The sequence below is a fragment of the Bradyrhizobium sp. Y36 genome (genome assembly GCF_002531575.1).
GTDB lineage: Bacteria > Pseudomonadota > Alphaproteobacteria > Rhizobiales > Xanthobacteraceae > Bradyrhizobium.
In genome coordinates, this window is the sequence record NZ_NWTI01000024.1 from 71210 (window position 1) to 85101 (window position 13892).

The following is a 13892-nucleotide window of genomic DNA, read 5'->3' on the forward strand; positions in this document are numbered from 1 at the left end:
GATGACAAGCTGAACCTGCAGCGATAGCCTGCCGGCAAAACAAACATACGGGAGGAATGCCATGCCTGACGCAATGGTTGCTACACGTGCCTCCGAGGAGCGCGGAACCGCTCAGCAGGTCGACGTCGCCGTGGTCGGCGCCGGATTCTCCGGCCTCTATCTGCTGCATCGCCTGCGCAAGGCCGGCTTCTCGGCCGTCGCCCTCGAGGAGGCCGACGACGTCGGCGGCACCTGGTACTGGAACCGCTACCCCGGCGCACGCTGCGACATCCAGACCATCGACTACAGCTACACGTTCGATCCCGAGCTGGAGACGGCCTGGACCTGGTCGGAGAAATACGCCACCCAGCCCGAGATCCTGCGCTATCTCGGCTTCGTCGCCGACCGCTACGATCTCCGGCGCGACATCCGCTTCAAGACCAAGGTCACCGAAGCCAGGTGGGACGAGACGGCCGAGCGCTGGCTCATCACCACCAGCAGTGGCGCACCCGTTTCCTGCCGCCATTACATCATGGCCACCGGCTGCCTGTCGGCGCCAAAGCCGCCGGAGATCGACGGCGTCAAGGACTTCAAAGGCGAGATCTATTTCACCGGACGCTGGCCGCACGGCGGCGTCGATCTCAAGGGCAAGCGCGTCGCGGTGATCGGCACCGGCTCGTCGGCGATCCAGTCGATCCCCCTGATCGCCGAGCAGGCGGCGCATCTGACCGTGTTCCAGCGCACGCCGAACTTCGCACTGCCCGCGCATAACGGCCCGGCGCCGTCGGACCGCATGAGCCTGTTGCAAAGCGACCGCGCCGCCTATCGCGAGCAGGCGCGCCAGTCGATGGCCGGCGTGCCCTATCCGCAGCAGACGGTCGTGAGCTGGCAATTGAGCGATGCCGAGCGACGTGAACGGTTCGAACGCGCCTGGGCCGCCGGCGACCTCGTCCACATCCTGACGCAGCTCTGGGCCGACCAGGCCGTCGACGTCGACGGCAACAAGATCGTCCAGGACCTGATCCGCGAGAAGATCCGCGCTGCGGTCAAGGATCCCGCGACCGCCGCGGCGCTGATGCCGGACGACCATCCGTTCGGCGCCAAGCGTCCCTGCCTCGACACCAATTACTACGCCACCTACAACCGGCCGAACGTCACGCTGGTCAATCTGCGCCAGGAACCGATCAAGGCGATCACCGCGAACGGCATCACCACGGCCCAGCGCAACATCGACATCGACGTCATCGTGTTCGCGACCGGGTTCGACGCGATGACCGGCGCGATCCGTGCCGTGCATCCGATCACGGGACGCGGCGGCAAATCGCTCACCGACGTCTGGGCCCATGGGCCGCAGAGCTATCTCGGGCTCACGGTGGAAGGCTTCCCGAACTTCTTCATGATCACGGGGCCCGGCAGCCCGTCGGTGCTGTCGAACATGGCGGTGTCGATCGAGCAGCATGTCGACTGGGTCGTCGACCGCCTCAAAGCCTTGCGCGATGGCGGCTTCACCACGATGGAGCCGACCGAGACGGCGCAGGCCGGCTGGGCCAGGCACATGGCCGACTGCTCGATGGTGACGCTGCACCGGCTCGCCAACACCTGGTACACGGGCGCCAACGTGCCCGGCAAGGTGCAGGGTCTGATGCCCTATACCGGCGGCGTCGGCCCCTATCGGAGCATCTGCGACGAGGTGGTCAGCCGCGGCATGCTCGGCTTCAAGCTCACCGGCCCGGGCGGCGCCACGCAATGCAATGACGGCGAGGTGGTACGCCTGCAGCCGGACGTGCGGCTGGTGCTCAACCTCCTGGCCACCCTCAACCTGCCGCCGATCGAGTCGATGGGCGCGGAAGGCGCCCGGGCCTTCGTCAACGAGTTCAACAAGGGCCGGCCCGCGGGGCGGCCGATCGGCGACATCACCGACGGCACCCTGCCCGTCACCGGCGGCGCGCTGCCTTACCGCGTCTATAAGCCGGCAACGCCAGGACCGCATCCGGTCGTTGTCTATTTCCACGGCGGCGGCTGGGTGCTCGGCGACGAGCAGTCGGACGAGCCGTTCTGCCGCGACATGGTGCGGCGAACCGGCATGATGTTCGTCAGCGTCGGCTATCGTCACGCGCCGGAGCATCGCTTCCCGACGGCGGCGGAAGACGGCTATGCGGCAACGCGCTGGATCGCCGAGCACGCCACCGAACTCGGCGGCAGGCCGGGCCCGGTGCTGGTTGCGGGCTGGAGTGCCGGCGGCAACGTCGCTGCCGTCACCTGCCAGCTCGCGCGCGACCGCGGCGGGCCCGAGATCGCCGGCCAGCTCCTGATCTGCCCGGTCACCGACTGCAGATTCGACCGTCCCTCCTACAACGACAACGCGACGGGCTATTTCCTGACGCGCGCGCTGATGTTCTGGTTCTGGGACATCTACTGCTCGCCGGTCGACCGCACCGATCCGCGCGTCTCGCCGCTGCGCGGCAAGGTCGAAAAGCTGCCGCCGGCCTTCGTGGCGACCTGCGAGTTCGATCCGCTGCGCGACGAAGGCATCGCCTATGCCGAGGCGATGGCCGCCGCGGGCGTCCCGGTCGAGCAGCTGAAGGCGCACGGCCATTTCCACTCGTCCTTCACCATGGTCGACGTGGTGATCACGGGCGTGTCGGGCCGGGTGCAGATGGCGGAGGCCTTGCGGCGCTTCGCCGGGCTTCCGCCCGGGATCAGTCGCGACGAGTCCAGCCACGGCCAGACCAGCGCGGGGCACAAAATCGCGGCCGCGGCGAGCTGATGACGACAAGGCGGCCGGGAACCTTTTCCCGGCCGCAGCGTTGTGAGGGCTGGCATTGAGATGCAGCGACAAGGTGTAGGCCCCGGTGCGCGAGATCTGCGTGCCGGGGCGTTTTTTTGCGTGAGGCGAGGCGATGGGGGACGTGGTTGCGGAGTCAAAGGTCGACTTCGGTGCGCTTGCGGTTCTGAACAAATGGCCATCGCTGGCCAATCAGCGCCAGCCCGACCGGGAGCCCTACCAGGTCTTCGAAGGCACGCTCGACGCGTGCATCTCGGCGTTCATGGACAAGCCGGCGGCAACCCGGCACCTCTATGAGATTCGCACCATCGCGCAGCCGCCGCTCGTCACAGAGATCCTCTCGCCCGAGCACGTCCTCGAGCTCGCGCGCTTGAGGGAATTCCTCTGAAGCCATTTTCCGAAATCGCGCAGGAACCTTCTGCTGGTTTTTCCCGTTAACGGGGATCGGAAGCCAAGTCGCGAGTGCCCTGAGGATGCTTGAAGCTGGCCTGTCATCTCCCGTCGTGCCCTATGGCGCAGACCAGACCCTGTTCGTGGTGATCGATCGCCGCGACGGCGCGACCGAGATCCGCGTCGAGCGGAGCGATCTCGACGCCACGATCGGCGAGCTCGTCGCCGGCTGCTTCAACGATCCCATCAAGGTGATTTCCTTCAACACACTCGAGCACTGGATGAAGGACATCTCGACCGATGTCGCCGGCGAGATCCGTGCACGCTGCGATATCGACGGCGTGACGCTGCCCGACTATCTCAGCGATTTCGTCGAGAGTCATTCGTAGAGAGCGCTGCGGCGCCCTTCATAAGGAGCGTTGCCGCACTTTGCGCGGGCAACAGAAAAGCGCCGCTGTTGCGGCGCTTTTCATGTGGTGCGGTCACCTCAATGGTGCCAGAACAGCGCCAGCAGCAGAACGATCGGCAGCGGCACGCCAAGCAGCCAAAGCAAAGCACCTCGTCCGAAACCCATGGTGTCCTCCTCTTTCTCCACTGCCCAGATGACGCAGGAGAGGCAAAGAAGTTCCGCGTGTTGCGGAAAGGACGAATGCGTTCAGAGCATGGTTTGGAAGCGTTATGCGCGGCGATATTTGCCGGCGATGACCTCGATCTCGCGGCGGCGCTCGTCGGCGAAGGCGAGGAGCCTTTCGATCGTCAGCGTATCCGTGATCCGTTTGGCGAGCCGTTCGGCGCGCGCAGCCTGATCTTCGAGATACTGGATCGTGTTCAAGCGCCCGCCTCCCCGACAGCCCCAAATTGTTTGGACATGCATGGTGCTTGAGAAGCCGCTAACAGCCGGTTAAGCGGCGAGCCGAACGCGATGTCTCCATTTCATTGCACGACGTCGAGCCGGACATTGGTGATGCCCTTGTCGACCATGCCGAGCGCCTCGGCTGCGGAGGGCGAGATATCCACCACGCGGCCGCGGACGAAGGGCCCGCGGTCGTTGACCCTGACGGTGACGAAGCGGCCCGAGGATACGTCGGTGACGCGCAGCTTGGTGCCGAACGGCAGGCTCGGATGCGCCGCGGTCAGCTCGTTGCGGTCGAATTTCTCGCCGCTCGCCGTCTCCGTGTCCGAATAGAAACTGGCGAGGCCATGCGAGGCTTGCCTGGCCTCGCCCGTCGCCTCGGGAGCGCGCGCCCGGCTGATCGGCCTTGGATGCAGCGCCGCCACCCGATGCGGCCGCTCGACCGCGGCCTGCCGGCTGGTCGTTGCGAGATCCGCCTTCTGGCGGCCGACCGGCGATTGCGCGCAGGCGGCGAGCGAGGCGGCAGCGATGATGGCGAGCAGCAGCCGGGATGCGGCTGCGGGGGAAATCCGGGCAGTTTCGGTACGTGCAATGCAAGACATGGTACGCCCCTTCCGAACTGGGGCGGATTTTCGGTGGGCAATGAGGGCCAAACCTTGTCGGAACAAAAGCAGGCGTGGGGCCGCCGCCGTTTCGCGTCAGCTGTGACGATTCCACCACAGTGATGCGTCCTGAATCGGGACAGCGGCGGCGAAGATCAGCCGGAGACGACCCGCCACGCGACCGGGCGCGGATCAGGCTGAGGCTCGTTGGTGTCAGCCTCGCCCTTGAGCAGCCGCGCAAGCTCGCGCCGATACAGCCGCCACCAGCCGGTTTTCAGGCCGGCGAGAAAGTCGAGCTCCACTTGTGTCGGCGTGCACATCATGAACCCGGTCCGGTTGCGGAGGGCCGTGCGGTCAGGCGAGGAGACCTGCCATCGGCTTGACGTCGGCGCTGCCCGGGAAGACCGCGTCAGCCAGCACGTTCTCCTCGACGCGCAGATGATCCCTGAGCAGCCCCTTCAGCACGGCGCGCAGATCCGTGGTCGGCCTGAGGTCGCGATCGTCGAGCAGCTGCGCCGGCTTCAATCCCGGCCAGTCCGCGATGACGCGGCCGCCGGCGAGCCCGCCGCCGATCAGGAACGCGACCGTGCCGGTACCGTGATCGGTGCCCTGCGTGCCGTTGATGCGCGCAGTGCGACCGAATTCGGTGACGACGGCCACGACGGCCTCCTTCCAGGCTTCGCCTATGTTGCTCTCGATCGCGGCGAAGGCGCCGTCGAGCGCGCCGAGCAGATTGTAGAGCTGGCCCGAGGCTGCGCCTTCGGCGATGTGCGTGTCCCAGCCGACAAAGCCCATGGCGCCGACGCGCGGACCGTCCTGTTTGGCGAGATAGCGCGCGGCGGTGCCGGCGGCTTCGGCGAAGTAGGCGCGCACGCGCGCGATGCCGGGCGGCGCCAACGTCGGGTCATCGGACATCGCTTCGCCCGTGCCAGGTCCCGCGCTGAGCGAAGCGAGCTTGATGCGCGCCTGGAGCACGGTCGCGAGCTTCGGGTCGGTGTGCTGATAGAGATCGAGCAGACGGCGCTGCGTGTCCTCGCTCGCCGGCAACAGCTTTTGCGGCACCCATGTCATCACGGGCGCGGAGCCGCGCACCACCAGCGGCGTCACCGAGCCGATGCCGAGCGCGCGGCTGCCGCGCGGATCGACGCGGCCGTCCCCTTCCATGGCGAGCAGCGCACGGTTGAGCCAGCCCGAGGCGGTCGCGCCGGGCCTCGTGAAGCCGCTCTCCAGCACGTCCTGGCCGTCGAAATGCGAACGCTCGCGATAGGGCGTCGCCGCAGCATGGACGATCGCGGCCTTGCCGCTCTTGTAGAGCCGATGCAGGTTCGGCATCGCCGGGTTGAGGGCGAAGAAGGCATCGAGCGGCAGAGCCCGTGGCTTGCCGTCCAGCAGCAGCGCGCGATCGCCGCGCAGCGAGATCCAGTCGGGATCGCCGACCGGCGCGACGGCGCCGAGGCCGTCGAGCGCGCCGCGCAGCACGATGACGAGCAGGCGCGGATCGCGTCCCTCGGCACGCGCGATCCGCGGCATCTGGCTCCACGCGAACAGCGCGCCGGCGCCGGCCAGAAGCTCGCGCCGCGTCGGCAGGTGATTGACGATGCCCATGCTCACCTCCTCTGGAAATCCGCCGACATGAACAGCAGCGCCAGCGCCTGCTGGCGGCTCTCGGCGCGGCCGACCGCCTGCTTCACCTCGCCCGCGATCTCGGATGCGAAGACATCCTCGATGATGGCTTGCGGATCGGCCATGCCGCTGACGCGCTCGGCGAAATTGTTGGCGACGTCGAGTCGCCGGCCGACGCCGTCGATCCAGCTCGCCTCGTCATCCGGATAACCCTTGGGCGCGGACGGACGCCACAGCGGCTCGCCAAGCAGCTGCTGGCCGCCGGTGTAGAGCACCGGATCGACCTGCGTGATGCCGGTCGCGCGCACCATGCCGACGACCCATTCGCTCGGACGCTTGAGCTTTGCCGGCGGTGCGCGCCAGGCCTCGTCCGACGACACCATCGCGACCGCGACCTGCTTGAGATCGCCATCGGTTTCGCGAAAGCTCTTCGCCATCCGCTCGACCAGCGCCGGCGGCGGCTCGTCGGCGACGAAGTGGCGCGCGAGCCTGGTCGCGACATGGGTCGCGGTCGCCGGATGCGCGGCGAGATCGCGCAGCACGGCACGGCCCTGCTCGACATCCTCCTGCTCGTAACGCTTGCCGAGCACGGTCTGGCCGCCGGGCTCGTGCAGCCGCGGATTGAAGGTGAACTCGCCGCCATGCTGCGGATCGGCGCCCGGCGGCACCAGCGTCCAACCGGTCATGACGTTGGCGAAGCTGATGACGTCGTCCTGGGTGTAGCCGGTGCGCACGCCGAGCGTATGCAGCTCCATGATCTCGCGCGCGATGTTCTCGTTGAGGCCGCGGTTGCGGTTGATGCCGGCCGTCGAGTTCGCGCCCATCGATTCCAGATTGTCGAGATAGAACAGCATGGCCGGATGGCCCTCGACGGCCAGCAGGAGATCGACGAAGCGGCCGAGCACGTTGGCGCGAACCGCCTCGCGCTCGTAAGCGCCGGACATGCTCTGGATCTTGTTGGCCGAGATGCAGAAATGATTGGACCAGAACCACACCAGCCGCTCGGCAAAGCCGAGATCGGCGGAAAGCGCGGCTTCCGTGCGCAGCTTGGCTTCCTGCAGATAGATCGGGCGGCCGGGATCGGGAATGGCGTCGGCGGCCTGCTTCGCCGCCATCTCGGCCGCATCCTTTTCCTGCGCATAGCCCTGCGCCTGCCCCTCAGGCCGCGCCTCGGCCTGATCAGGCGCGGCAGCCGAGGCGATCTGCTGCTTCTTGGCCTGCTGCTGCGCCTGCTTGGCGCGCGCGGTGCGCCGGGCGTTGGCATCGGCCACGGTGCGATAGGCCTTCGCGCTGGCGGGAAGGCTGGCGGCGGCGGTCAAGCCGAGCGGCCGGTCGAGCTCGGCGATCAGCGCGCCGCGCGGGTCGCTGCCGAGGGCGGCCATCGATCCCGGCCGCGGCCCCATCCCGAAGCGATGAAGCGCCAGCACGGCGTCGGCCCTTGCGGAGTTGCTCATGGCGGATGCCCGGCTCTAGGCTACGAGTTGTAATGCTACGCATCGTAACACTCAAGACGGAGGCCGACAAGGGCCGATTGCGACATCTCCGGCGTCGCTAGAAATTCGGCCCGAGCGCGATCTTCGTGATCGTGTCGTTCCTGACGCCGATGCGCCATTCCGCCGAGCCGTTGGCGAACTGGGCGATGTAGATGTCGCTGTCGAGCGCGGTGACGCCGCGGAAGGAGACCGCACGCAGCGCGCCGAGCCGCGCCAGGATGGCCTGGTCGAACGGCAATTGCTGACGCGTGATGTCGGCCACCTCCGGCGTCATGCGCTCGTAGTCCGGCTGCCCCTTGCCGACGCCCTCGATATAGCGGCGCAGCATCTCCTCGCCATTGGCGATCGGAACGGCGCGGCGCGCGGCGCGACCGGGATGCGCACCGATATTCGAGGCCTCGACATTGTGGAAGCGGGTCTGCCGGCCCGGCATCACGATCTCCAGACAGCGTCCCGACTTGTCGGCGATCATCCAGGGATTGTTCACGGTGGTCGTGGTGGCCCAGGTCATGTTCGGCCTGACGATCTGCGTCTTGCGGTTGCCGTCCGCATCGAGATTGTAGACCTGGATGTCGCCGCCCATCTCGTTGTAGAGCATGATCCGGATCGGCGAGGTGCCGGCGCGGCCGCGAACGCTCGCCTCATCCGCGCAAGGCACGATGCCGCCGAGCTCTTCATTGCCGTCGGCCCGGAACAGCACGTCGCCGGCCTTCCCATCCGGCTCGATCATCAGGCGAAACTCCGCCGTGCCGTTCTCGAACTTCGCGCCGTAGATGTCGTAACCGCCGGGGCCGACGCCGCGGAAGAAGATCGATTGCACGCCGCCGAGCGCCACGAACGTCGCTTGCATCTCGCCGAGATAACGGTGGACCTTGGCCGCGAGCGGCGCGCTCATGCGATCGTAATCCGGCGTGCCGCGGCGCAAACCCTCGATGCCGAGCAGGATCATCTCCTTGCTGCCGGCCGCCGGCACCTGCTCCCTGAACCTGTCGGAAACCGTCGCCAGGCGGCGCGCGAAATCCGCCTCGACCGCCTGGGCCACCGCCGGGTCAACGCGGGCGGCAAGGCGAGCGCCGAAGACCGCGCTCTGAACCAGCACGCGCGACACTTTCGCCTGCTCGTCGCGCAGGAAGATCACCAGATGATCGCCCCGGAACGAGAAGGTGTCGGCGCCCTCGGCGAGCACCTGCATGGCGTCCTGGCCGGTCTCCTGCAACGAGAGACGGTCGCCGTCGCGGCGCACGGTGAGCACGCGGTTCGGCGCCAGCCTGTACCAGCCGACATACTGATCGAGCGGCGCGGACTCCGCAGCCGGCGCCGGCATCTCCGCGACACGAACAGCGCGGATGTCGCGGCCGTTCATGCGCAGCCTCAACTCCGAGGACTGCCGCTCCGCATCGAGCGTAAACGTGATCTCGCCCGAGGGGGCCGCGTAGGATGCCGTCCCGTCCTTTGCGACCGTCAGCGGCAGACGGCGCTGGCCGGTGAGCTGGCCGTAGAGGTCGTCGCCCTCGCGGAAGATGGCGAACACGGAGGCAGGACCCATGGCGTAGAAATTGACGAACGGCCGGTAGTGCTGGACCGGCACCTCCCCGGCATCCGCGGCGACAGGTGCAATCTCCGGCGCGCGATAAGCGATCATGCCGGCGGAAATGATGACGGCCGGGACGATCGCCGCGACGATCCAGACCCGCTTGCGCCAGCTGACAGCGACGGGAATGGCGGCCGCCGCGATGATGCGCTCGATGCGGGCACGCACGGTCGAGGCGCGCGCCATCGCGAGCTCGACCGGCCTCGGCTTCACCGTGCCGGCGAAATCGAGCAGGATTTCCGCGTAGGACAGCCGGTCGTCGATGACCTCGATCGCCTCGGCGTCGCTGATGATCTCGGCGAGCTCGGCAAGGCGCGCGAGCTGCCACCACGAGAACGGGCTGAACCAGAACACCGCGCGGTTGAGCGATGCCAGCAGGAGGACGTAGAAATCGTGATTGGCGACATGCGCGCCCTCATGCGCGAGCACCGCGAGGCGCTTCTTGGCGTCCCAGCCGAAGAATTGCGGCGGCACCAGAATGGTCGAGCCGAAGGTGACGGGACCGCCGATGTCGCGGCTGACGCGCACGTCGGCGCCGGTCATTCCGACGCCCTTGACCGGCTTTGCCGCCCGCGCCAGTCGCCAGGTCAGACACAGACCGATCGCGAGCCGCAGCAGCAGCAGGCCGGCGACGCCGGCATAGACGATGGTGGCGACCTGCCACCAATGGATCGACAGCCCGCGCCTGGCAAAATGCGGCGCGGCATCGATGCCGGGCGCGACCAGCGGCGCGGACTGCGGCGTCTCCAGCATCGAAAGGTCCGCCGGCAGGACATCATCCGGCACGGAGACCGGCACAGGCAGACGGCTGATCGTGAGCGTCGGCCAATGCATCACGAAGGGCATCGCCAGCGATGCCAGCAGCACGACGACCCAGGCCGTCATGTGAACGTGCGGATTGCGCACGCGAAACAGGTTGAGACCGAACCAGACGACGCCTCCCAGCACAAGGGAGCGCAGTGCCGCCTCCGCCAGAGTTGCGATCATTCTTTCTTCACTCCCCTCGCTTTCTTCGCCTTGGCAACCTGGTCGGCCAGCGAGCGCAATTGCTGCTGGTCGAGCATCTTGTTGTCCACCATGCCGACGAGGACCTCCTCGAGCGAGCCGTTGCAGAACCAGTCGACGATGCGCTGCACCGCCTTGGCTGCCACCTTCGCGCGCTCTTCGGCGGCGTGGTAGACATAGGTGCGGCCGTCCACGGTATGGCGAGCATAGCCCTTTTCCTCGAGCCGGCGCAGCACCGTGCGGACCGTCGATTCCTTCAGCCGCCGCGACAGACGTTCACGCACGATCTCGGCCGTGACGGGACCATGGGCCCAAACCAATTGCATGACCTCGTGCTCGAGGTCGCCCAGTTCGGGCAAGCGATCGTCCATGGCATCTGACCTTGCGACTTGAGTTCTTCTTGTAACGCTACAGACTGTCGCATATGGGGGCGCGCGAGGCAATCGCATATGGGAGCGCCCTCCCCCGCGGCCATCCTTCGAGACGCCCGCCGTTGGCGGGCCCTCAGGATGAGGACCGGGTGCGCGGCACTCGAGTCAACGCGTACCGATGCCGCTCAGCCTCACCCCGAGGAGGCCGCGAAGCGACCGTCTCGAAGGACGAGGCGCGCGCTCGGGTCCATGCGATCGCCGGGCCGCGACGATCTCTGTTCTCAGCAATGTCAGTAATGCGGCTCGTACATCTGGGACTGGACCAGAGCCTTGACGTCGTTGGGCGCCGGTCCGTCGGCGAGGCCGCGCTGGAAGGCGACGTCGGCGACGGCCGCGGCGATGCGGACCGAGACCTCGCGGATGCGCGGCAGCGCCGGATAGAGACTGCCCTGCGCGAGGTCGTCCTTGCCGACGCAATCGGCCAGCGTATGCGCGGCCGCCATGAACATCTCGTCCGTCACCAGCTTCGAGCCGCTGGCGATGACGCCGAGGCCGACGCCCGGAAAGATGTAGGAGTTGTTGCCCTGGCGCGGCACGAAGCTGCGCCCGTTCAGCGTCACCGGATCATACGGGCTGCCGCAGGCGAACAGCGCGCGTCCCTCGGTGTAGCGATAGGCATCTTCCGCCGAGCATTCGGCCTTCGAGGTCGGATTGGAGAGCGCGAACACGATCGGCTGCTCGTTGAGCTCGGCCATCGCCTTGAGCACCTCGGGTGTGAAGGCGCCGCCGACCGCGGCGACGCCGATGATCGCCGTCGGCTTCAGCGTCTTGATCGCGGTGAGGAAGTCGGAGATCGGCGCCTGACCGGTGTGCGCATAGCGCAGCTTGTGGCCGGAGAGGCCGTTGCGGCCGCCGACGACGAGGCCACGGGAGTCCACCAGCCAGTTGCGACGGAGCGCCTCGGCCTCGCTCGCGCCCTCCGCCATCATCGCCGACACCACAAGATCGGCGATGCCGGTCGCCGCCTCGCCTGCGCCCAGGAACAGGATCTTCTGATCCTTCAGCTTGCCGCCGTTCACACGCAGCGCCGAGAACAGGCCGGCGAGCGCCACCGCCGCGGTGCCCTGAATGTCGTCGTTGAAGACGCAGGCGTCATCCCGGTATTTATGCAGCAGCTTGAACGCCGAATGATTGGCGAAATCCTCGAACTGGATCAGCACGCCCGGAAAGGTCTTTCGCGCGGCCGTCATGAACTCGTCGACGAAGCTGTCATAGGCTTCGCCCGTGAGCCGCCGCTCGCGCAGGCCGAGATAATAGGGATCGTTCAAGAGTTCTTCGTTGTTGGTGCCGACGTCGAGAACAACAGGCAGGCACGCTTCCGGATGCACGCCGGCGCAGGCCGAATAGAGCGACAGCTTGCCGACGGGAATACCCATGCCGTTGGCACCGAGATCGCCAAGTCCCAGAATGCGCTCGCCGTCGGTGACGACGATCAGCTTGGCCTGATAGGGCCAGTTCTTCAGAAGCTCGGCGATCTGGCCGCGGTCGCGCGAGGAGATGAACATGCCACGCGGCCGCTGGAAGATCAGGCCGTATTTCTGGCAGGCGAGCCCGACCGTCGGCGTGTAGATGATCGGCTGGATCTCGTCGATATTGTCGACGACGACGCGGAAGAACAGCGCCTCGTTGCGATCATGCAGCGCATTCAGCGCGACATATTTTTCCAGATCCGTGGGCAGCGTGCGCAGATTGGTGAGGACGCGCTGAGCCTGCGTCTCCATCGTCAGCACGCAAGGCGGCAGCAGGCCCCGCAGGCCGAGGGCGGCGCGCTCGGATTCCGTGAAGGCGGTGCCCTTGTTGAGCAAGGGATCGCGCAGCAGCGCCATGCCTTGCGGCGGATTGGACGAGGTCGATTGGGCAACGACCCGGGCAGGTCTATTCACGAATTCCCCCAAAGAAGCTTCACATTGAACCGCGCGCATTGTCGGCCAGCGCTCCATCGAGATCAAGGACGTAGACACTGAGGGGTCGATTGTGATCTCGCACCGCAGCGAAATTGCCGCGAACGACTGGCAGTTGCGTGAGCCGCAAAGGTTGACGCCGCGAGCTATTCCGGCTTGATGTTGGCCGCCTTCACGATCGGCCACCATTTGTCGGTCTCGGCCTTCTGGAAAGCGGCGAGCGCTGCGGGTGTCTGCTGGTCGGGCGGTGGTATCTCTTGCCCCAGTTCGGCAAAGCGCTGCTTGACTGCCGCATCGGCAAGCACGGCGACGATCGCCGCGTTGATCCTGGCGACGATCTCCTTCGGCGTGTTCTTCGGTGCCCAGATGCCGTGCCAATAGGAAATATAAAGTCCCGGCAAACCCGCTTCATCGACGGTTGGAACGTCGGGTGCTGACGCAAGCCGCGTCGGCGAGGTCACGGCGAAGGCCTTGATCGCTCCGCTCTTGACGTGCGGCAGCGAGTTCGACGCCTGGTCGAACATGATGTCGATCTGGCCGGCAACGAGATCGATCATCGCGGGCCCTGCACCGCGATAAGGCACGAACTGGAAATCGGTACCGGTCTTGTCCCTGAAGAAGACGCCGGCGACATGCGCGCCCGTGCCGGCGCCGGCCGTCCCGGCGGTGGCCTTGCCGGGATTGGCCTTCAGCCAGGCGATCATCTCCTTCAGATTGTTCGCCTCGAGCGACTTACGGCCGACGATGAGCTGCGTGCCCATCGCGATCATCGCGACAGGCTCGAAATCGGTGACGACGTCATAAGGCAGCTTGAAGATCGCGCCGTTCAGCACGTGCGTACCCCAATGGCCGATCGTGATCGTGGTACCATCGGGCGTCGCGCGTGCCACGCGCGCGCCCGCGATGCTGCCGGATGCGCCCGCCACGTTCTCGACCACGACCGTGGCGTGCAGCTCGGCGGCGATCCGCTCGGAGAGGATCCGCGCCAGCGTATCGGTCGGACCGCCCGCGGCGAACGGTACGACGAGGGTGATGGGGCGCGAGGGAAACGACTGGGCATTGCCGGGCGCAGCCGAAGCCGCCCATCCAAGCAACGCGCAAGTGATGATTACATGACCGCGCAACACGGCCCACAGCCCCCGCATCAGCCTCTCCCACCCTTTATTGCGCCCGCATGTCGTCAGCGGGCTGGCGAGTGAGTGAATGCTGCCGGACGGGCCGAGGCAAGCGGTAAGTTGA

Annotated in this window: 12 protein-coding genes; 3 read left to right on the plus strand and 9 right to left on the minus strand. The window is 66.9% G+C overall.

Annotation, left to right across the window (positions count from 1 at the left end; translation table 11 throughout):
• Positions 1-61: 61 nt before the first annotated feature.
• From CO669_RS30180 to CO669_RS36215, 3 genes are all read left to right on the plus strand, one after another.
• Positions 62-2746, plus strand: coding sequence for a flavin-containing monooxygenase (locus CO669_RS30180; protein ID WP_097665113.1), 2685 nt, complete (start codon positions 62-64; stop codon positions 2744-2746).
• Between the two features lie 133 nt (positions 2747-2879).
• Positions 2880-3152 (plus strand): hypothetical protein, encoded by a 273-nt coding sequence (locus tag CO669_RS30185; protein WP_097665120.1) that lies wholly within the window; start codon positions 2880-2882, stop codon positions 3150-3152.
• 85 nt (positions 3153-3237) lie between these two features.
• A complete protein-coding gene (locus tag CO669_RS36215) occupies positions 3238-3543 on the plus strand; it encodes a hypothetical protein (protein WP_198964338.1) in 306 nt (101 codons plus the stop codon).
• Between the two features lie 287 nt (positions 3544-3830).
• On the opposite strand, the gene CO669_RS36220 is transcribed toward CO669_RS36215, so the two are convergent.
• The 9 genes from CO669_RS36220 to CO669_RS30225 all read right to left on the minus strand — a co-directional run bounded on the left by CO669_RS36220 (position 3831) and on the right by CO669_RS30225 (position 13798).
• Positions 3831-3986 carry a hypothetical protein gene (locus tag CO669_RS36220; protein ID WP_174718673.1) on the minus strand — a complete coding sequence of 52 codons (156 nt, stop codon included), beginning with the start codon at positions 3984-3986 and terminating at the stop codon, positions 3831-3833.
• Positions 3987-4087: 101 nt separating this feature from the next.
• The gene (locus CO669_RS30195; RefSeq protein ID WP_097665123.1) at positions 4088-4609 is read right to left on the minus strand and encodes a septal ring lytic transglycosylase RlpA family protein; all 522 of its coding nucleotides are present in this window, start codon (positions 4607-4609) and stop codon (positions 4088-4090) included.
• A gap of 155 nt (positions 4610-4764) precedes the next feature.
• Positions 4765-4932, minus strand: a complete 168-nt coding sequence (locus tag CO669_RS36225) for a hypothetical protein (RefSeq protein WP_198964339.1) — start codon at positions 4930-4932, stop codon at positions 4765-4767.
• A gap of 31 nt (positions 4933-4963) precedes the next feature.
• Entirely contained in the window at positions 4964-6214 is a 1251-nt protein-coding gene (locus CO669_RS30200; protein WP_097665128.1) for a DUF1501 domain-containing protein, read from the minus strand.
• 2 nt (positions 6215-6216) lie between these two features.
• Entirely contained in the window at positions 6217-7686 is a 1470-nt protein-coding gene (locus CO669_RS30205; protein WP_097665138.1) for a DUF1800 domain-containing protein, read from the minus strand.
• Between the two features lie 97 nt (positions 7687-7783).
• Entirely contained in the window at positions 7784-10303 is a 2520-nt protein-coding gene (locus CO669_RS30210; RefSeq protein WP_097665140.1) for a M56 family metallopeptidase, read from the minus strand.
• On the minus strand, positions 10300-10692 hold the full coding sequence (locus CO669_RS30215; RefSeq protein WP_097665142.1) for a BlaI/MecI/CopY family transcriptional regulator: 393 nt from the start codon (positions 10690-10692) through the stop codon (positions 10300-10302). The genes CO669_RS30210 and CO669_RS30215 overlap by 4 nt, the downstream gene beginning before the upstream one ends.
• A gap of 290 nt (positions 10693-10982) precedes the next feature.
• Positions 10983-12635 carry an NAD-dependent malic enzyme gene (locus CO669_RS30220; protein WP_283806831.1) on the minus strand — a complete coding sequence of 551 codons (1653 nt, stop codon included), beginning with the start codon at positions 12633-12635 and terminating at the stop codon, positions 10983-10985.
• Between the two features lie 164 nt (positions 12636-12799).
• Complete coding sequence (locus CO669_RS30225; protein WP_097665144.1) at positions 12800-13798, minus strand: Bug family tripartite tricarboxylate transporter substrate binding protein; 999 nt, start codon at positions 13796-13798, stop codon at positions 12800-12802.
• Between the last annotated feature and the right edge of the window lie 94 nt (positions 13799-13892).